Here is a 19,992-nt window from a genome sequence, read left to right as displayed (position 1 = left end):
CAGGCCTGCTTTGCAAATCAGGCTGTACCAGCAGGAAGGATTAGCCCGCAGCCCGTTATAGCTGATAAATTGTGAGTTTTATAAATCTGCCCGGTTAGAACGGTAAGTTCGGGCTGTTTACGATCAAGCATCTGGCATTATTTCTGGTAACGGTCCGATGTCATCATTACCGGGTAGTCTATTAGAATAAAACTGTAGTCTAATTCTGATAACACATCAGTCCAGATCAATAGCAAGGTATTTCCCACCAAGGCCACGGTAACTCATGGATAACGCTTATTTTGATCCCATTCATATATGGTTACAGCAGAACACTGGCCTGATTGGTCCTGCTATAGCAATGGTGGCCTGTCTGGAATCACTGGTTGTGGTGGGCATTGTTCTGCCGGGTGTGGCCCTGCTGTTTGCATTAGCGGCTATTGCCGGGGCGGCTTCCGTTTCTATCTATCCAATCCTCCTGTGGGCTTTTCTGGGAGCTGTTGTCGGGGATGGGGTCAGTTACCTGCTTGGCTATCATTACCACGAGCGAGTCAGGGGCTGGTGGCCATTTAATCGTCATCCTCAATGGTTGGAACGTGGTGAAGATTTCTTCAGGGAGTATGGTTTTTTAAGCATTGTGATCGGGCGCTTTGTTGGTCCTGTCCGCCCTATCATACCGGCAGTAGCGGGTATGATGGGTATGGTTCCCAGGTACTTTTTTACCGTTAATATTCTCTCCGCCCTGGCCTGGTCTCCGGTTTACCTGCTTCCGGGTTATCTGACGGGAGCCGCACTTCAGTGGCATGATAAAGTGCCCGAGCAATTGTTGGTTGTGTTGTCAGCCATTACCGGTGTTGCCATCCTGCTTCCGCCATTGCTGATCAGTGCTCATCGTCACTTCAAGCCCCAGTTTATCGGGTATCTGGTGCTGGTATCAGGGCTGCTTACCTTACTGATTACTGCTCACCGGGCAGGGTTGCTGGAGAGCGTTAATCAAGGTGTTGACCAATGGCTGACAGCGGTTCAATTGCCCTGGTTGCAAAAGGTGATGTACTGGGTGGCCCAGATTGGCAGCATTCCTGTTTTGAGTATTGTTTCCGCAGGTGGCTTATTATGGCTTTGCCGTTCTAATCGGTTTGCCACTCTGTTTAGTCTGCTTTTTGGTGGTGTATTAATGGTTTGCTCTGTCTGGCTTATCAACTGGTTGGCAGACAGTGACAGGTCTGTGATATGGCTTGATCTTTATGCTTTGCCCTCTGTGCATGCAACCGTCATCGTCTATGTACTGTTTTCTTTTGTTGCCTTGGTAGCAGTAAACCGTCCATTTAAAGTCCAATGGCTATCGGCCAGCGTCGCTTTGGGGCTGGTGATGATTGACGCTTTTGCCCGGTTGGTTTTGCAGGTTAACTGGTTTGGCGACGTTATTACGGGATTGTGCCTTGGTTTATTCTGGGGACTGGTTGCTCTTGCGCTGAAAAGCGGAATCAATGCCCGGAGTAAACGTATTTTTCCCGTTTGATCTGCCGGGGGGATAGCCCTCTGTCTTTGAGCAGGGTCACACAATCATCAATCATGCCCGGATTTCCGCAGAGATAAACCACATCGTTTTCAGGGTTCAGGTTGAGGGCGTCAAACTGGTCTTGCACGTGGCCAGTATACTCATGGTTTGCTGTATTGACGGTGGACTCACGGCTTAAACAGGTGCGGTACTTTAAGTTTGGCAGTTGGGCAAAATCTTCAGAGTAAATGCTTTCCTCTCGATACCTGAAACCCTTTACAACGGTGACAGCTGTTCCCTTATCACTAAGCGTTTTCAATTGCGGAATCATACTTCGATAGGGCGCAATCCCCGTACCAGTTCCCACCAGAAGAAGCTGTCCGGGAAAGGTGTCCGGCAGCGTGAGGGCCCCGAACGGGCCAGAAATATTCAGTTCGGTTCCGGCAGGGGCTTTCTGGAAAAGCCCGGAAGCAACCCCACCACTGACCAGGCTGAGCGCTATTTGCAGCAGGCCGGTTGCCTTAAAGTCCTCCGGTGCGTTGGCAATGCTGTAACTTCGTTTATGAAGTTTTCCATCCATCTCAAACTGCAGCTGCACAAACTGTCCGGCAATAAAATTAAAACTCGCTCCTTCGTCCTGTGCCAACTCAAAGCTCAGCTGCAGTGTATTGGCACTGAGCTGTTCAGTCTTAAAGAGTTTTGCAGAGAAAAGAGAACCGGGCATTAATGGCTATCCTCATGACGTTATTTCAGTGTTACCGCTTTCATAATAGCTTCTGATCATCCGGGCGAGGGCTCCTCTCCAGGGTTTATTATGAACGCCAAAGGTACTTAAAATTTTCCGGCAGGAGAGGGTTGCATTGGCTGGTGCCTGAATACCATTACGATCGTTCAATTTATCCATACGCAGTTTTCGGATTTTCAGGTCCTGAAATTGCGATGCCTCAGAAATCACCACCTCGGCAAAACGGTTTTCCGAGATAGACTCTGCACCGGCGTAATGATAAGTACCCCAGGGTTCAGCGCCACAGCCCAGTTGCTGGATGATCGCGACAATAACTCTTGCCGCATCGTCGCTGGGGGTCGGGCACCCCTGTTGATCGGATACCACGGCAACCTCTTGCTCTTTGCTGATCTGGTCCAGAAGGTACTTCAAAAGGTTGGTGCGCCGGTGGCTGATGACCCAGGATAGACGAAGAATGATATGCCTTGGACAGCGCTCACTGATTTGCTGTTCTGCCTGCCATCGGCTGGTGGCCAGAACACCGGCAGGGTTAGGTATATCTTTTTCGGTATAAGCTTCCTTTTTGCTGCCATCAAAAATCCGGTAGGTGGAAATATAGACCAGAATGGCCTGCTGTCGGTGGCAACCATCCGCCAGTGTCGCCATGGCATCCCGGTTGATCCGGAAGCATTTGGAGGGCTCGTTTTCGGCCTTCACCGGATCGTTATAACCTGCACAGTTGACCACGATATCTGGCTGGTAATTTTTCAGGCAGACATCAATGGACTCAGGATTGTCCAGATTTAATTCATCCCTTTTCGGAGCGATACAATGGATCTGCTTGTCAAGGAACAACCGCTGTACTTCCTGGCCGATCAGCCCGGTACCACCAATCAATAGTATTTTCATAAGCACTCGGCCGTTATGAGTTAATGATCACGGGCGATTCAACGCCATTGAATCAATACGGGAAATAGCTCTATTGAAACATGAATAAGAGAACTCAGGAAAAGAATTCTCAATGTTGAAGACATTGGTCAGAGTGATTGATGGCAGTAAGGTCTCTGATAAAAGCCGAAGTTATAGTAAGATAAGCCACTTATTTCCGTCTATTTTTACATTGATGAACCTTCTGAAATCAGGATCTGCTGACGATGTATCTGGCTGAAGCTCCTGTAGAGCAGCATGAAGAAGAGCGTATTCTTCTTGTGGATGACAATCCGACAAATTTGCAGGTATTACTGCAAACCCTCAGTGGCCGTGGCTATAAGCTTCTTATTGCCAAGAATGGAGAGAGTGCTCTCAGGATCGCTGTCAAGGCAAAACCCGCTTTAGTGTTGCTGGATATTATGATGCCCGGCATGGATGGCTATGAGGTCTGCCAACGGCTGAAGGAAAGCCCGGAAACCCGCAATATAACCGTGATTTTCCTGTCCGCCCTGGATGACACCAAAGACAAGGTCAGGGGCCTGGAAACCGGCGCAGTGGACTTTATCTCCAAGCCATTTCAAGCGGAAGAGGTCATTGCCCGGGTACAGACCCAGTTGAAAATCCATAAGCTTGAACAGGCACTTTCCGCGAGAAATCGACAGCTGGAGGCTGATAAGGCCCGCATTCTGGAAAGTATGAATGAAGGGATATTCGGCCTTGATCGACTGGGACTGATTACCTTTGCCAACCCGGCAGCCTCTGCCATGACCGGCTGGTCCATAGAACAACTGACGGGGCAGAACCTGATTCAGTTGATGCAAGGGAGTGAAGATGCCCCATCAGGGCCACTGGTACCGATTGAGGTATCCCTGAACAAAGGTGTCAGTAAAACTGTTGAAAATGCCACGTTCCTGCACAGTGACGGTTCGCCATTTCCGGTGGATTTTTCCTGTACGCCGATTATGGAAAACAGTGCCCCCAGTGGCGCAGTGGTTGTGTTCAGGGATATTTCCGAGAAAAAAAGGCAGCAGGAAGCCCTGCAGAAGGCCCTGGATGAATTGGAAAGCCAGAAAGAGCAGCTGACCCATGTCTCCCGGTTGAGCACCATGGGTGAGATGGCCGCTGGCTTTGCCCACGAGGTAAATCAGCCATTGACCGCGATTTCCAATTACGCCCAGGTGGCCAGAAGGATGCTGGCCCGGCTGGAATTGGCGGATGACCTTGGTCTTTCCGAGGCCATGGAAAAAGTCAATACCCAGGCCCGACGGGCCGGGGAAATCATTGCCCGTATTCGTTCTTTTGTGAAGAAACCGGACCATGTTCTGGGCAGCGTCGATCCCAACCGGTTGATTCAGGATACCTACAAGCTTGCCGAAGTTGACGCCCGTAACAACCATATGGAAATCCATCTGGAGCAGGAAGAGGGGCTTCCGAATGTGAAGGTTGACCCTGTGCAGATCCAGCAGGTGGCATTGAACCTGATTCGTAATGGCATGGAAGCGATGAGAGATATGGAGACCCGCAGTATCGGTGTCTATGTTCGCACCGAAAAGCTGGATGATAACTTTGTCAAAGTGTCGGTCATTGACCGTGGCCATGGTCTGGCAGATGATGCCGAAGAAAAACTGTTTACGCCGTTTTACACTACCAAGGCGGATGGTATGGGTATTGGACTGACGGTATGTCACTCCATTATACAGTCCCATGGTGGTCGGTTGACATTCCAGCGTCACCCGGAAGGCGGGACGATATTTGAATTTACCATGCCGATTGCGGACTGATAATATGGCTGTTTTGCAGCCTTTTATTGCAGAGAATAAACGATAGTGGTGATGCAAGTTGCCGGGAGAAAAGACATTGGCTGATCAAGTGACGGAGTACATGCATGGACTGGGCCAGAGAGCCCGGCAGGCCAGTAAGGAGATGGCTGTTGCTGATACTGCGATGAAAAACAGGGCACTTCTGGCGATAGCAGACGCACTGGAAGCGGATCGTTCACAGCTGAAGTTTGTCAATACCCGGGATCTGGACGCTGGCCGGGAACGTGGGCTTGATGCCGCCATGCTGGATCGCCTTGAACTGACCGATGCCCGAATTGATACCATGATTGAAGGTCTCCGTCAGGTGGCCGCCCTGCCAGACCCCATCGGCACTATTGATGATATGAAGTATGTGCCCAGCGGTATTCAGATAGGCAAAATGCGGGTGCCTCTGGGCGTCATTGGCATTATCTATGAGTCCCGTCCAAACGTTACCGTGGAAGCAGCGAGCCTGTGTCTGAAATCTGGCAATGCGGTTATTCTCCGTGGCGGCAGTGAGTCCATTCACTCCAATCAGGCTATTGCCCGGTGTATTCAGCAGGGGCTGGCCCAGGCAGGGCTGCCTGAAGATGCGGTTCAGGTGGTTGAAACTATTGACCGTGCCGCTGTCGGTGTGCTGATCACCATGCCTGAGTACGTCGATGTGATCGTACCTCGTGGTGGCAAGGGACTGATTGAGCGCATCAGTGCTGACGCCCGGGTACCGGTGATTAAACACCTGGACGGTGTCTGCCATGTTTATCTGGATGATCGGGCCGATCACAGCAAGGCCGTCCGGATTGCCATGAATGCGAAAACCCATCGCTATGGTGTGTGCAATGCCATGGAAACGCTGCTGGTGCATCAGGATGTGGCTCAGCCTTTGCTGCGGGAGCTTTCAGGACTTTATTCCCAGAAGGGTGTTGAGTTGCGGGGATGTCCTATTACCTGTGAGATTCTGCCCGGTGCGGTAGCAGCAACTGAAGAAGACTGGTCAGAAGAGTACCTTGGCCCTGTTCTGGCCATTAAAGTGGTTCTGGATATGGATGAAGCAATCGTTCATATCAATCGCTACGGTTCTCATCATACCGATGCCATCGTCACTGAGGACTTTACCCGTGCCCGCCGCTTTATGCGGGAGGTGGATTCAAGCTCTGTTATGGTGAATGCATCCACCCGTTTTGCCGACGGGTTTGAATATGGGCTGGGTGCTGAAATTGGTATCTCTACCGACAAAATCCATGCCCGTGGGCCTGTCGGCCTGGAAGGGCTGACTTCGCAAAAGTATGTGGTTTTTGGGGATGGCCATATTCGCCAGTGATACTGCTCTGATAGTGGATTTCCGCCTCTGGAGGGTATCGGGCATTGACTTCTATGATTAATGCTGAGAGCCTGCCCTGTTTAAATGGCCTGATTCGGCACAGGGTAACAAAGCATGCTCTGCCGGATCGTCAATACGAGGTTAATTTTGCAGTCTATGCATTCTGATGAGTTAAAACAGCTTGTTGTCGAAGCTATTGAAGAAGTAAAAGGTAATGAAATCACCTGTTTGAATGTTTCGGGTCAAACCACTGTTACCGATTTTATGGTGATTGCCTGTGGTACCTCCAACCGTCATGTAAAGTCGCTGGCGGATAATGTCATTGAGCAGTGTAAGAAACAGGGTGTTCGACCGTTAGGGGTTGAAGGTCAGGACAAGTCCGAGTGGGTTCTGGTGGATCTTGGTGATGTCGTTGTCCACCTGATGCTGCCTGCTACCCGCCAGTTCTATGACCTGGAAAGACTTTGGGACAGTGCTGACCTGGTTGTCGCTGAGCCCTCCTGATGCGGATTCGGCTGATATCGGTTGGCTCAAAAATGCCGGGTTGGGTTGAAGAGGGCTATAAGGAATACAGTCGTCGGCTGGGTGCGGACGTGAAACTGGAGCTTGTTGAGATTCCTCTCGGTAAGCGCAGTAAAGGCTCTGACATTAATCGCCTTCAGGAGAAAGAGGCTGGCCAGATGCTCGCTGCTGTGGGTTCAGGCGACCTGGTGGTCACCATGGAAATTATGGGCAAGGCCTGGAGCACAGAGAAGCTGGCGGACAATATGGGGGCGTGGCTGCACAGTGGCCGCAACGTCAGTTTACTGGTCGGCGGGCCGGAAGGTTTGCATGCATCATGTCTGGCAAAGGCGGATCTCCGCTGGTCATTGTCGCCATTAACATTGCCGCACCCGCTGGTCCGGGTTGTGGTGGCTGAGCAGGTTTACAGAGCCTGGAGCATTCTTCACAATCATCCCTACCACAAGTAAAACTGATGACTGAGATATAACATGCCGCAGGATACCTTAAAGGACCATGGGGCAGAAAAAAGACTGGTAAATATCCGGATTTGGGCTGCCATTGGCTTTATGGTGCTCCTTGCTATGGGGCTGGTTTCCCGCCTCTTCTATCTTCAGGTTGTTCGCTACAATGAGCTGTCCACGCAATCGGATGAGAACCGTGTACTGGTTCAGCCAATCCCTCCTACCCGTGGCCTGATATACGACACCAATGGCAAGCTTCTTGCCGTTAACAAGCCCAGCCATATATTGTCGATTGTTCGGGAGCAGACCAAAGATCTTGCTGGTTTGCTGGATGATATTGGTCATATTTTGTCTCTGACCGACGGTGAGCTGCAGCGTTTTCATCAACGGGTTAAACGACGCCGACCTTATGAAGCAGTGCCTCTGAAGTTTGATCTTACCGCCGAAGAGATTGCCCGGATTTCGGTGAACCTTTTCCGTTTGCCGGGGGTGGATATCAATGCTGAACTGATTCGACAGTACCCCGAAGGAAAGCGTTTTGCCCACAGCATCGGCTATGTAGGCCGAATCAATGATCGGGATTTGAAACGTCTGGACCCGACTCTCTACTCTGGCACTCATACCACGGGCAAGATTGGTGTAGAGCGCGCCTATGAGTCGGTACTTCTGGGTAAACCCGGTCATCAGGAGGTAGAGACCAATGCCCGTGGCCGGGTATTGCGCGTGTTGAAAAAAGTTAGCCCGCACGCCGGTCAGGATCTTAACCTTTATCTGGACAGTGAGCTGCAAAAGGTGGCGATTGATGCGATCAATGGCCGCCGAGGGGCTTTGGTGGCCATGGACCCGAAAACCGGCGGGGTGCTGGCAATGGCCAGCAATCCATCCTTTGACCCCAATCTGTTTGTGACGGGGATTGATAGTAAAACGTTCAATGCGCTCAACAGAGATATCGAGCGACCGTTGTACAATCGGGCATCATTAGGTGAGTACCCACCCGCTTCCACAGTAAAGCCGGTGATGGGGCTGGCACTGCTGGCGAATGATATCGTCAAACCAGAGGACAGAATTTTTGATAAAGGCTGGTTTCAGCTACCGGGCAGTGATCACCGTTTTCGTAACTGGAAACGTTCCGGTCATGGCTGGGTTGATTTATCCCGCGCGATATCAGCATCCAATGATACCTATTTCTATATTCAGGCCGGGAAGCTGGGTATCGATAATCTCCATGATTTTGCTGATCAATTCGGCTTTGGCCACAAAACCGGCATTGATATAAGGGAAGAGCGTCCGGGCCTTTTGCCCTCCAGTGAGTGGAAACGAGGTGCCTATGGCCAGCCCTGGTATCCGGGTGAAACGGTGATTGCGATCATCGGGCAGGGGTATATGCTGGCAACCCCCTTGCAGCTGGCAGAGTCAACGGCGCTTATCGCCAACCGTGGCAAGTATGTTCAGCCCCGCCTGGTGAAAGAGGATATTCCTGAAATCCAGGGGGAATTCTGGGGGGATGACATCACCATTGGCCGGACTCCCGAGGCGGAAGCCAAGAACTGGGAACTCATTATCAAAGCCATGGAAGATGTTGTTCACTCTCCGGGGGGAACCGCACACTGGCGAATCGGTCGGGGACTCAAGTATCGTATGGCCGGTAAAACCGGGACAGCGCAGGTGGTCAGTATTCCCCAGGGAGAGGAGTACGATGCTGAGAAGCTGAAAGAGTTCGAGCGGGATCACAGTTTGTTTGTCGCATTTGCACCGGTAGAAGATCCCCTGATTGCCGTTGCTGTTATTCTGGAAAACAGCAATGGTGCTGCCAATGTCGCCAGAAAGGTTATGGATTCCTACCTGCTGCCAAGATTAACGGCCAACAGCCATCAAGTGAAGGGAGAGAAATAATGGCCAACCAGGATTTTGTTCGCCAGATCGATCTCCACGGGTTTGGCCGCGGCCCGGGACTGTCCATGCGCTGGCATATTGATTTTATGCTGCTCGGGTTTCTGCTTTTACTCTGTGGTGCGGGGCTCTTTATTCTTTACAGTGCCACCGGTCGGGATATGTCGGTTGTTATTCGACAGGCAACCTACCTGGGCATCAGTCTGACCGTCATGCTGATCGTGGCCCAGATTCCGCCAAGGGTGCTGATGCAGTGGGCCAAGTGGTTTTATGTGGCAGGGGTGCTGCTATTGCTGGCCGTTCTGTTTATGGGCGTACAGTCCAAAGGTGCGCAGCGCTGGATTCAGCTGCCGGGTTTCCGGTTTCAACCATCGGAAGTGATCAAGCTGATTATGCCGATTACCATGGCAGCTTTTCTGGCCAGGCGTCCACTGCCTCCTTCGTTTAAAGATGTGATTTTCTCACTGATTATTATTGCTGTGCCGGTGGTACTTATTGCCAAACAACCTGACCTTGGCACGTCTATTTTGATTGGCTCATCGGGCCTGTTTGTGCTGCTGCTGGCCGGTTTGCGCAAGCGCATGATATTTTCTGCCATCTGTCTTGCGGCACCAGCGATCTATGTGTTCTGGCAGTTCTTTATGTATGACTATCAAAAGCGGAGGGTGCTGACATTTCTGAACCCTGAAAGTGACCCGTGGGGAGCCGGTTGGAATATCATCCAATCCACCATCGCCATTGGTTCCGGTGGGCTTTATGGCAAGGGTTGGTTACAGGGCACGCAATCGCATCTTGATTTTCTGCCAGAGAGCCATACGGATTTTATCATTGCCGTTCTGGCGGAAGAGTTTGGCCTGATGGGATGTCTGGTGCTCTTTGCCCTGTATACCCTGATTCTGGGGCGGGGACTATTCATCACCCTGAATGCCGAGACGCTCTTTGGTCGTTTATTGGCAGGTAGTATTACTCTGACGTTTTTCGTGTATATCTTTGTCAATATCGGGATGGTCAGTGGACTCCTGCCAGTGGTAGGCGTTCCATTACCCATGGTTAGCCGGGGAGGGACTTCTTTGGTGACCCTGCTGGCCGGTTTTGGTTTTCTGATGTCGATACATACCCATCGCTCTTTTCTGAGGGCTTCCCAATAGATCTTTACCTTTCTTCCATAGAATTCAAAACCACTGTCGATTAATGTAGAGGCAGGTTGGGTTATGTATCGTTGTCGTTGTTTTGGTGTTTGTGAGAACCCTGAGTTTGTTATTTTTGAATAGGTACGGATACATGAAAAATTTTCCCGGGGTATTCCGTCGAATGTTTCGTGGTGGCCTGCTGATGGCTGCTGTGGTTGCTACACCTGTCACCTGGGCACTAGCCCAGGAAAATCACGACAGTGACTATCTGGGCAGGCAGGATGTTGATGCTTTTATTGATGAACTGGTAACTGAACACCGTTTTTCCAGGACAGAGCTTGAGGATATTCTGGCCGGGGCGGAGCGTTCCGAGCGGGCACTGGAGTTGATCAGTCGCCCTGCCGAAGGGACTCTGGAGTGGAAAGACTACCGCAAGATATTTATCACGCCAGAAAGGATAGCGAAGGGTGTCAGCTTCTGGGAAGAAAATGCCGAAACCCTGGCCCGTGTTGAACAGGAGTTGGGGGTGCCAGCCAATATTATTGTGGCGATTATTGGTGTAGAAACCTATTACGGTCGGCAGACCGGTGGCTTTAAAGTGCTGGATGCGCTCACGACGCTGGGCTTTGACTTTCCCCGAAGAGGTGAGTTTTTCCGCAAAGAACTGAAAAATTTTCTGCTGCTCGCCCGTGAACAGAATCTGGACGTTGATGAACTGACCGGGTCCTATGCCGGAGCCATGGGCATTCCTCAATTCATGCCGTCCAGCTACCGCGCCTATGCGGTCGATTATACCGGCGATCAGCAGGCAAATATCTGGCTAAGCGATGAGGATGCCATCGCCAGCGTTGCCAACTATCTGCAAAAACACGGCTGGAAATACGGCAGTGGTGTGGCAGTTCAGGCAAAGGTTTCAGGCGTTAAGCATGAGCAGATGGTCTCTTCAGGATTGAAACCGGACAAAAAACTGAGTCTTGTGCAAAAAGCCGGGTGGGCTGTGCCGAAAATGGTACCGAAATCCTCTAAAGTTCTGGCGATGAAACATGAAGGCAGTGCTGGCGTGGAGTATTGGGTCGGACTGCATAATTTTTATGTCATTACCCGCTACAACCGTAGCCAGATGTATGCCCTTGCCGTTTATCAGTTGTCCAGAGAAGTGAGGGACAGTTATAAACGGTCTCTGGCATTGCAAAAGCAGGTTGCGAAAGGTAAACAGGGGTGATGGTTTTCCCGGGCTGGTCTTTGCTGAAGGCTCACTGTAAGGTGAGCCCTTGGCGGCTTCCCGGTTGAGTGATAACGAACCCTCAGGAATATTATTTGTTAACGTTGAAAAGTATGTTTGATCAAATGGGACGATCTGGAGCCGGTCTCTCAGGCCTGGTATCAATGAAGAAAATCGTGGGAATCAACACCCGGGGGTTCCGGCTGGTTCCGGCCATCATGCTATCAGCCCTGGTTGGCTGTAGCAGTAGTCCACAGGTCCAGGATGGCCCACCGGCGGATTCCGTTGATATCAGTACCATTCCTGACGCAGTCCCGTCGCCGATACAGGTCCCTGTTAAAAATACACCCTATACCCTGGGTGGGATTCACTATCAGCCGATGGCCTCTGCCAATGGTTATGCAGAAAAGGGCGAGGCTTCATGGTATGGCACCAAGTTTCACGGGAAGCAGACGGCCAACGGTGAAATCTATGATATGTTCAAGATGACGGCGGCCCATAAAACGTTGCCACTGCCCTCCTATGTCAAGGTCACTAATCTGGAGAATGGTCAGTCGGTGGTGGTGCGGGTCAATGACCGTGGGCCATTTCATGGTGACCGACTGATCGATCTTTCTTATGTTGCGGCAAAAAAGCTGGGGTTTGCTGATTCAGGGCTGGCGAATGTGGCAATAGAAGGCATTGACCCGGAGACCTTTGCCCGTTCTCCCGCCCATGAACGGGATGGAGAGTTGCTCTACCTGCAACTGGCCGCCTTTAAAAACTACCATAACGCGCAACTTTTACGTCGGGATCTCTTTTCCCGAGCGGGTGTCCAGGCGAAAGTGGTCAAGGGGGATGCGCCAGAACCGCTGTATCGGGTGAGGATTGGTCCGGTAGAAAGTCCTGATCATCTGGAAGAGTTGCTGGAGGGGTTAAGCTCTGCTGAGTTTGCGTCGCCCTATCTTGTGTATGAAAAGCCTGTCGATGAAAAGTCCATGGGTGATGCGGTAACTTCCGAAAAGATGGTGACTGAAGTAGAGGCAGAACAATCTGAACAGGTAGTCAAAGCCCCATAAGATTCGGGCTATGGATAGGATGGATGAACTCTGTCCTATTCTCTATCAACCAGTATTTTCAGCATGCCTTTGATTTCGGCCAGTTCATCTTCTACACGGGTCAGACGATCTTCAACGCCGGTTAACCTGCCTGAAACACCGATCAATTTCCCTTCTACCCCCGTCAGGCGACCTTCAAAATCCGTCAGATGTTCATCGGTTTGAGTCTGCCACTGTTCCATACTGTTGATGCGCTGAATCAGAGCTTTCATCAGTTCTTCAACATTGATTAGGCGCTCATTCATCCCGCTGCTCTGGCGGGTGAGTTCAAAGACCGTTTGTCGTATGGTGACAATGTCTTCGCTCATTTCCGTCAGCTTGGCATTCTCTTTTGCTGCTGCCCGAGCTTTGGGTTCATTGATACCGAGTTCAATCAGACACTCGTACAGGTCTTCATTTAACATTGAGTCACTCCCACTGTCCCATGTTTTATCAATCATAGAGTTATTGATTACTGTTACGGTTGAAAGGCATTGCTGGCTCATAGTCGTGTATTCACAGATAAAAATAGAGGGCGTTTGGCAACCTTGCCCGAATAATTCATTGTCACCGTAAGGCCTTGGGGCGTAAGGTTTGTAGTGTTTTTTTAGCTACCCTGCTTTCCGCAAGGTCAGGTTTTTCAGTGCTTTGGGGTACAATCATGGTTATAGATTTCTTTGCTATTAATCCTGATGAAAATTGTTAATTTGCAAGACCTGCCCTCATGCATCGAAACGGTTGCGCGTTGGCATTACAGGGAGTGGGGGGCTTTATACCCCGGGAGTGATTTGAGTGACTTTCGGGAGGATATGGAAGCTTCTTTGCTGACCGACCTGATCCCGCAAACCTGGGTGCTTGCAGAGGGAGGGAGTGTCTGGGGATCAGTCAGCATTCTCACAGAGGATCTGCCAAACTATCCGGAGTTTTCACCATGGCTGGCCAATGTCTATGTGGAACCGTCGAAGCGGGGGTATGGCTATGGTCAGCAGCTGGTAAAGGTGGCAATGGGATATGCACGGCAGCAGAACCTGGGTCCGCTATTCCTGTATACTCCGGATCAAGTGAGCTTTTATGAGCGGTTGGGTTGGCGTACTTTTCATGAGGATATCCATCATGGGAAAAAAGTATTCCTTATGACGAATAGGCCTGCTCGCGTCTGACCTGACGGGAGGTCTGCTGTGCCAATCGATGAATTGTTATCAGTTGTTGCAAGTTGCAGTTAACCTCTAAAGACTTGAACATTATAATGATGAAAATCCATATATTCAGAGCATTTACCTGCATGGGCAAAAGAATTTTATCTTCCCTTCATAAGCTGGCGGCCCCCCACTGGCTGAGAGCGTTGGCCATGACTGGTCTTGTTTTTGCCGGTCAGGCCAGTGCTTTTGGACAGATTCCTTCACCACCGGAAGTGTCCCTGAAAAGCTACATTCTGATGGACGCCGCCAGCGGTGAAGTGCTGGCCTCACAGAATCCCGATGAGCCCATGCATCCGGCCAGCCTGACCAAGATGATGACCGCGTATCTGGCTGAAATGGAAATGGCTGCGGGCAACATCCACCGTGATGACCAGGTTCTGGTCAGTGAAAAAGCATGGAGCCTGGGCGGTTCCACTATGTTTATTGAAGTTGGGGAACGGGTAACGGTGGAAGATTTGCTGAAAGGTATCATTATCGTTTCCGGTAATGATGCCAGCGTTGCGGTTGCTGAACACATCGCTGGCAGCGAGGGAGCCTTTGCCCAGTTGATGACCAGTACCGCCCAGCGGCTTGGCATGAACAACACGCTGTTCCAGAATGCTTCCGGCTGGCCAATAGATGACCATTACTCGACCGCCCGTGACCTGGCCACTCTTGGCAAGCATATCGTTCAGGACTATCCGGAATATTACGGCTGGTATGCTGAGAAGTATTTTCAGTACGGCGTCGACAAAAAAACCGGTAAACCCCTGCGTCGTCAGGCAAACCGTAACCGTCTGCTCTGGACCAACCCCTATGTGGATGGTCTGAAGACCGGACATATTGAAGACACCGGCTACCATCTGGCAGTAACCTCCAAGCGTGATGACCGCCGTCTGATTGCTGTGCTGCTGGGCTCCGCCAGTGAGAAGCAGCGTGCGGATGATGCCCAGAAACTACTGACCTATGGCTTCCGCTTCTTTGAAAATGTGGACGTTAAAAAAGGTGGTGAGCCTCTGCAAACCGTTAAGGTCTGGAAAGGGGACATCAGTGAAATTACTGCGGGTATTACCGAAGACCTGATTGTCACTGTGCCCAGGGGAACGGGTAAGAACCTGACCGCCTCTCTGAAGATCGACCCAAAGCTGGAAGCGCCCATCAAGAAAGGTCAGACCATCGGTTCAGTGAACGTTATGCTGGAAGATGAACTGGTTCGTGAGGTGCCGCTGATTGCTCAGCAGGCTGTTGAGCCGGGAGGTTTCTTCAAGCGTATCTGGGATAGTATTGTCTTGTTCTTTACCGGGCTGTTTGCATAACCCGGGTTAAAGATAAGCGTGAAAAGTGCTGTATTCCCGAGGGTGCAGCGCTTTTACTGTTTATAGTCCGACGTACAGTCCGACAATGATGTAGGTAGATGGTTATGAATGAGCCACAGGCCCCGAAAATTGAATTCCCCTGTGATTACCCTATTCGTATCGTAGGGCACTCCGCTCCCGATTATAAAGATTTTGTGCTGCGGGTGCTGGCCAGACACGCACCGGACTTCGATGGCCATGCCAAAATGAAAACCAGCCGAAATGGCAAGTACATGTCAGTGACCGTGGTTATTCATGCCACTGGCGAACCTCAACTGCAGGCGCTCTTTGAAGATTTGAAAGCCAGTGGCCGTATTCAGATGGTTTTGTAATGGACAGGGCTTTGATGGCTGAAAGCACCCAACAGTCTGACGGTATTGAAAATGACCTGATCGTTCGTTATCTCGGGCGGAGAAACTACGAGCCTGTCTGGCAGGCTATGAAAGCCTTTACTGCCAAGAGGGATGATCAGACCCGGGATGAATTCTGGGTGGTGGAACATCCCCCGGTTTTCACCCAGGGGCAGGCTGGCAAGCCGGAACATGTTCTCTTCCCGGGAGATATCCCGGTTATTCAGGTGGATCGTGGTGGCCAGGTTACCTATCATGGTCCGGGGCAGCTGGTGTTTTACTTCCTGATGGATGTGCGCCGGAAGAAGAGTGGTCCAAGGGCTGTGGTTTCTGCATTGGAAAGTGCCGTCATTGCAATGCTGGCCGGTTATGGTTTAGAGGCACAGAACAGGCCGGATGCGCCGGGTGTTTATGTCAATGGTGCCAAGATTGCCTCCCTTGGGCTTCGCTTTCGTAAGATGTGTTCTTACCACGGTTTAAGCCTGAACGTCGACATGGATCTGGAACCGTTTAACCGAATTAATCCCTGTGGTTATCGCGGGCTTAATGTGGTGGATATGGCATCGCTGCTGGAAAATGTCGATATGGAGGAAGTGAGTCGGCGTTTACTGGTATGCTTTCAGAAAGCACTCAGCTACATCAATATTGATGAAAGAACGGCGATTGATGAGCTGTTGACGGCAGATAGCGGAGATAAGAGTTAACCCGTTTACCAGTCCAGTTAGCAGTAATCCAAAAAAACAGGGGGAGGCATGTCTACTCATTCCGAAAACAGCGGTCTTGAGCCGTTTGACAGCCATGAGCCATTAAAAGGTCATGAGCTGGCGAATAGTGGCCTCACCGGAGAAAGCCCACGGATGAAACCGGAAAATATTATTCCTACCGTGCAAATAGACGGTAGCGTCAAAGTAGAAAGTGGCACCAAATTTGTCAATGACAAAGGTATCACAGCCATTAAAAATGGCATTAAAGCCAGTGCCGGGGGGCAGCATGCCCCGATTCAGCGGAAACCATCCTGGCTCAGAATAAAAGCAAGTCACGGCACAAAATACAAAGAAGTCAAAAGTACCGTGCATGAGCATAAGCTCAGTACGGTCTGCGAAGAGGCCATGTGCCCGAATATCAACGAGTGCTGGAGCTCTGGTACTGCAACCATCATGTTGATGGGTGATACCTGCACCCGGGCCTGCCGGTTCTGCGCGGTGAATACCGGGAATCCCAAAGGGTGGCTGGATCATGATGAACCAGAGCACACCGCTAACTCGGTCAAGCTAATGAATCTGAAATATCTGGTGCTGACCTCGGTGAACCGGGATGACCTGCCGGACGGCGGAGCCGGACATTACGCTGCGGTGGTTCGCCGGGTTAAAGAAGAAAACCCGGATACTGATGTAGAGGTTCTGACACCTGATTTTCTCGGTGTCATGTCCCATGTTGAAAAGGTTGTTGATAGCCCCATAGCAGTCTTTGCCCAGAATGTAGAAACCGTGCGCCGACTGACTCATCCCGTGCGTGACCCCAGGGCCAGTTACGAGCAGACACTGGCTGTGTTGGAGCATGCCAAGAAATACCGTCCTGATGTCCTGACGAAAACCAGCCTGATGCTGGGGCTCGGTGAAACCGATGATGAGATTCTGGAAGCCATGGATGATCTGAGAGCCATTAATGTGGATATTGTTACCTTTGGCCAGTACCTGCAGCCAACGGTTAACCATCTTCCCATTGAGCGTTATGTGACGCCGGAAGAGTTTGAAAAATATCGGCAATGGGGATTGGAAAAAGGGTTCCTTGAAGTCGTTTCCGGTGCGCTGGTGCGATCCAGTTATCGTGCGGAGCAAGTCTTACAGAAGAACAACGTTGGTCTTTGATACGAATGGGGGGGGGAGGCAATCCCCCCATTTTTGACACTATTGCTCTTTGGCCAGTTTTTTCCTGAGTCTTTGAATATCGCCTAAAGGGGTTTTTTTTGCGATGCGATGACGTAACAAGGGTTCGTTTTTTAATCGAATTCTCCAACTATTAAACTCATTGGCTGTGCTATAAAATTCCCCCGATTTTTGTTTGAGCCTGTTTTTCTCTTTTTGGTCATCACAGTCTGTTGCCATATCACCATGTATATGACCAATAAGGGATAAAAAAGAACCGGTGACAAATGTCAGTGACAGGCTATGTTCAAATTCGGCTAAATGATGCCTGGCAATAGTGCAGGGCTGAATGATCCACTGAGCCTTATAGTCGGCTAAATTCTGGTCACAAGGGTGGAGGCAGCATAGCCATCCCAGCGCTTTATCAATAATCAGTTTTCGAATGACCTGTTGGGTTTTTGGAATGTCGTCAGATAATAAAACCGTGTCGCAAGCCTTCCGGTCCAGGCCGTAATCGGTTAGTGTTTTGCCGGATTGAGCCAATATATTTAACTCACCGGACTTCTGTTCTTGTTTGGCTGACGCATTGAAGGCTTCCAGATGTTCAGATCCTTTTGCTATCACTCTGAGGCTCCATAAATCCATGTGAGCAAAGCTTGCCTGTTGTATTGTGAGCTGGGTTTCCTGACAGAATTGTTTTAATACGGCTCGAGCCTGATCAAAGTCGTTGCTGTGCAATAACTGTGTAACGGAGAGGCTGATGTAGGACAGCCGGATTCGAGGGATTGATTTAATGCTTTCCCCTTGAATGGGTTTTTCTTTGATGCTTGTGGAGCACACAGGGCTGGCGTTGATAGAATATTGATCTTCGCCAGGGCTTGGTTTTTGATCTTTCAGATCTCTGGGTACACTTCCCTGAAATCTTTTTTTACCCGGTATTTTTGTGGTTTTCTCTTTTCTGGTTGAGCCTGGGCGGCGTCGTTGTTTTCTGGATCCCTTTGTTTCGTCAGATGTCGCTTCCAGAGCGAGTGGTTTTGTTTCGGAGAGTTCCAGTTCATCGATAATTCCCTGAATATAGAATGATACGTCTTTGGCATCGATAAAATCATAGTGCTCTATAGCCCTCTGCAAAAGGGTAATAACTTCCTCTATTGAACCGAGATCATTCTTGCTGTTCTTGATCAGCAGCAAAGCCAGTTGCAGGTTGGCCGAACTGATACCTTGTTGTATGGCCAGTCTGGAATGGTGAATGGCTTCTTCCAATCGGTTGTTTTGCTCATACACCTTGCTGAGTAACCATCGGGCTTCAGGGACCCGGGATTTTAACAGCTCACTTTCTGCTTTTTCAGGTTCGTTTTTCAGGTAGTACAAAACCGCGGATAAATAGAGCCTGCTGTCTTTGTTGGGGATATCGATAAGGTGGAAGGTATCTTGATTGATCAGAAAATTACAAATAATATTCAAAACTGGCAGGTGTATTTCTGTTGATGCAAATTTCTCTATTAAAGGTAATACTTTTTTCTTGAATTCGGGGATCTGGAGGAAACGGATGAGCTGTTCCAATGCTGACAGGCTAATGTCCGGTGAGTTATATGCCAGCTGACCATTTTCACCAAACCGAAATACGTAGAATAATAACGAATTCGGGTTTAAATCAGGAATGTCTGTTGAACCGGGAATGGTAGCAATATTACTGCATTTTACTTTATTAACCACATTGAGCGCAGACCCGAACCATTCTGCAATGGTTAAATTTTTTGCAAGCCATTGATGCGCGTCTTGCCTTCTTGTAAATAATTCGGAGTCATGAATAAATTTTATGATATTGGCTTTTATAGTTTCAGTGTCTCTAAAAAAAAGTATGTATTGTAATGAGTTAGTAATACTTGTGATGATGACTGTGGGCAGTAAGTCTTCATCATAAGGAGCCATTTTCTGGCTCCTCAGATCACAGCAAGTGACTCTGTGATTGATTTTGGCAAGTGGTATATTGGCCATTTTTTCATGTTCGAAAAATGACAAAATACGTTTGCTGATTAAAACATGGTTAGCCGATTCTATTTCATTTTTAGAGTTTTTTATCCATTGTAACCAAATGCTTATTAAGAAAAGGTCTTGAATTTGCTCCGGGTCCGAAGGTGTGCAACTCAGTAAAAAATCAATAATGTGATTTTCAAACTGTTCAAGATCATCCCCTATGGTTAATAAGCTCTTTTGCGGAGTTTCTGCTCTGGATTCCACGAGTTCCTGTAGCTGCCAGAATTTCACATAAGTGGTCTGGAACTGGTCCAGAAGATGAGAGAGTGTTTCTGCTGATGGCGTTTGAAAATATCGTTTTTCTCTTTCTAAAGTGACATTGTTCCCTCGATGACACAGCTTTTTTTTCGTTTCCAGTTGTGCGTTCGTGTACTGAACAACCGGATGTTCAGTTGCTTTGACAGATCGGTTACGTAGATCCAGTGGTTCCTGTGTTTGCCCCTCTTTTGGCAGATGTGCCTTCAACGTCGTTATCGCTTCAGTTAACGCTAATGCTTCCAGAAATGCCCCGTGATCGTTTGAGGTTTGAGGGACAAACGGTAGATGAGGGGATAGGTTATAAGAGTTTGCCATCGGTTTGGGTCTAGCGTCAGGGGTTGAATTGCAGTTGAACTGTATCTTTAGACCACGGCAATAACGTTAAGTTCGGTAATGATGCTTTAAACAAAAAGCT

General features: G+C 49.7%; 18 protein-coding genes. 14 read left to right on the top strand and 4 right to left on the bottom strand.

Annotation, left to right across the window (positions count from 1 at the left end):
• Nucleotides 1–265: 265 nt before the first annotated feature.
• Nucleotides 266–1,498 carry a VTT domain-containing protein gene (locus ACO6VE_RS02670; protein WP_422446665.1) on the top strand — a complete coding sequence of 411 codons (1,233 nt, stop codon included), beginning with the start codon at nt 266–268 and terminating at the stop codon, nt 1,496–1,498.
• On the opposite strand, the gene ACO6VE_RS02665 is transcribed toward ACO6VE_RS02670, so the two are convergent.
• Both ACO6VE_RS02665 and ACO6VE_RS02660 read right to left on the bottom strand, forming a co-directional pair.
• Nucleotides 1,464–2,201 (bottom strand): FAD-binding oxidoreductase, encoded by a 738-nt coding sequence (locus ACO6VE_RS02665; protein ID WP_422446663.1) that lies wholly within the window; start codon nt 2,199–2,201, stop codon nt 1,464–1,466. The two genes, ACO6VE_RS02670 and ACO6VE_RS02665, sit on opposite strands and share 35 nt — an antisense overlap.
• Nucleotides 2,202–2,213: 12 nt before the next feature.
• On the bottom strand, nt 2,214–3,110 hold the full coding sequence (locus ACO6VE_RS02660; RefSeq protein WP_422446661.1) for an SDR family oxidoreductase: 897 nt from the start codon (nt 3,108–3,110) through the stop codon (nt 2,214–2,216).
• 245 nt (nt 3,111–3,355) lie between these two features.
• Between ACO6VE_RS02660 and ACO6VE_RS02655 the strand changes: the two genes are divergently transcribed.
• The 8 genes from ACO6VE_RS02655 (at nt 3,356) to ACO6VE_RS02620 (ending at nt 12,516) form a co-directional block, all read left to right on the top strand.
• Nucleotides 3,356–4,912 (top strand): response regulator, encoded by a 1,557-nt coding sequence (locus tag ACO6VE_RS02655; RefSeq protein WP_422446659.1) that lies wholly within the window; start codon nt 3,356–3,358, stop codon nt 4,910–4,912.
• A gap of 100 nt (nt 4,913–5,012) precedes the next feature.
• A complete protein-coding gene (locus ACO6VE_RS02650) occupies nt 5,013–6,251 on the top strand; it encodes a glutamate-5-semialdehyde dehydrogenase (protein ID WP_422447911.1) in 1,239 nt (412 codons plus the stop codon).
• Between the two features lie 156 nt (nt 6,252–6,407).
• A complete protein-coding gene (gene rsfS / locus ACO6VE_RS02645; RefSeq protein WP_422459585.1) occupies nt 6,408–6,755 on the top strand; it encodes a ribosome silencing factor in 348 nt (115 codons plus the stop codon).
• Nucleotides 6,755–7,222, top strand: coding sequence for a 23S rRNA (pseudouridine(1915)-N(3))-methyltransferase RlmH (gene rlmH / locus ACO6VE_RS02640; RefSeq protein WP_422459560.1), 468 nt, complete (start codon nt 6,755–6,757; stop codon nt 7,220–7,222). The genes rsfS and rlmH overlap by 1 nt, the downstream gene beginning before the upstream one ends.
• Nucleotides 7,223–7,243: 21 nt before the next feature.
• Nucleotides 7,244–9,109 carry a penicillin-binding protein 2 gene (gene mrdA, locus ACO6VE_RS02635; RefSeq protein WP_422459558.1) on the top strand — a complete coding sequence of 622 codons (1,866 nt, stop codon included), beginning with the start codon at nt 7,244–7,246 and terminating at the stop codon, nt 9,107–9,109.
• The gene (gene rodA / locus ACO6VE_RS02630; RefSeq protein ID WP_422459556.1) at nt 9,109–10,254 is read left to right on the top strand and encodes a rod shape-determining protein RodA; all 1,146 of its coding nucleotides are present in this window, start codon (nt 9,109–9,111) and stop codon (nt 10,252–10,254) included. Before mrdA ends, rodA begins: the two co-directional genes overlap by 1 nt.
• Nucleotides 10,255–10,387: 133 nt before the next feature.
• Nucleotides 10,388–11,458 carry a lytic murein transglycosylase B gene (gene mltB / locus ACO6VE_RS02625; protein WP_422459554.1) on the top strand — a complete coding sequence of 357 codons (1,071 nt, stop codon included), beginning with the start codon at nt 10,388–10,390 and terminating at the stop codon, nt 11,456–11,458.
• Between the two features lie 164 nt (nt 11,459–11,622).
• Nucleotides 11,623–12,516: a septal ring lytic transglycosylase RlpA family protein gene (locus ACO6VE_RS02620; RefSeq protein ID WP_422459552.1), complete on the top strand. Its 894-nt coding sequence runs from the start codon at nt 11,623–11,625 to the stop codon at nt 12,514–12,516.
• A gap of 35 nt (nt 12,517–12,551) precedes the next feature.
• Here the strand turns inward: ACO6VE_RS02620 and ACO6VE_RS02615 are convergent, their stop codons facing one another.
• A complete protein-coding gene (locus ACO6VE_RS02615) occupies nt 12,552–12,995 on the bottom strand; it encodes a hypothetical protein (RefSeq protein ID WP_422446647.1) in 444 nt (147 codons plus the stop codon).
• Between the two features lie 231 nt (nt 12,996–13,226).
• Between ACO6VE_RS02615 and ACO6VE_RS02610 the strand changes: the two genes are divergently transcribed.
• From ACO6VE_RS02610 to lipA, 5 genes are all read left to right on the top strand, one after another.
• Nucleotides 13,227–13,694, top strand: coding sequence for a GNAT family N-acetyltransferase (locus ACO6VE_RS02610; RefSeq protein WP_422446645.1), 468 nt, complete (start codon nt 13,227–13,229; stop codon nt 13,692–13,694).
• A gap of 122 nt (nt 13,695–13,816) precedes the next feature.
• Nucleotides 13,817–15,028, top strand: a complete 1,212-nt coding sequence (locus ACO6VE_RS02605) for a D-alanyl-D-alanine carboxypeptidase family protein (protein ID WP_422459550.1) — start codon at nt 13,817–13,819, stop codon at nt 15,026–15,028.
• 104 nt (nt 15,029–15,132) lie between these two features.
• Complete coding sequence (locus tag ACO6VE_RS02600) at nt 15,133–15,399, top strand: YbeD family protein (protein WP_422459548.1); 267 nt, start codon at nt 15,133–15,135, stop codon at nt 15,397–15,399.
• Nucleotides 15,400–15,413: 14 nt separating this feature from the next.
• On the top strand, nt 15,414–16,121 hold the full coding sequence (gene lipB, locus ACO6VE_RS02595; protein WP_422459546.1) for a lipoyl(octanoyl) transferase LipB: 708 nt from the start codon (nt 15,414–15,416) through the stop codon (nt 16,119–16,121).
• Nucleotides 16,122–16,274: 153 nt separating this feature from the next.
• On the top strand, nt 16,275–17,285 hold the full coding sequence (gene lipA, locus ACO6VE_RS02590; RefSeq protein ID WP_422459583.1) for a lipoyl synthase: 1,011 nt from the start codon (nt 16,275–16,277) through the stop codon (nt 17,283–17,285).
• Between the two features lie 39 nt (nt 17,286–17,324).
• Here the strand turns inward: lipA and ACO6VE_RS02585 are convergent, their stop codons facing one another.
• On the bottom strand, nt 17,325–19,892 hold the full coding sequence (locus ACO6VE_RS02585) for a hypothetical protein (protein WP_422459544.1): 2,568 nt from the start codon (nt 19,890–19,892) through the stop codon (nt 17,325–17,327).
• Nucleotides 19,893–19,992: the final 100 nt, after the last annotated feature.

Origin of the sequence: Endozoicomonas sp. ALB115 (genome assembly GCF_049310245.1) — a bacterium.
In the GTDB taxonomy this organism is placed as follows: domain Bacteria; phylum Pseudomonadota; class Gammaproteobacteria; order Pseudomonadales; family Endozoicomonadaceae; genus Endozoicomonas.
Note: the sequence above shows the minus strand (reverse complement) of the source record. Positions and strands in the feature narration are given on the sequence as shown.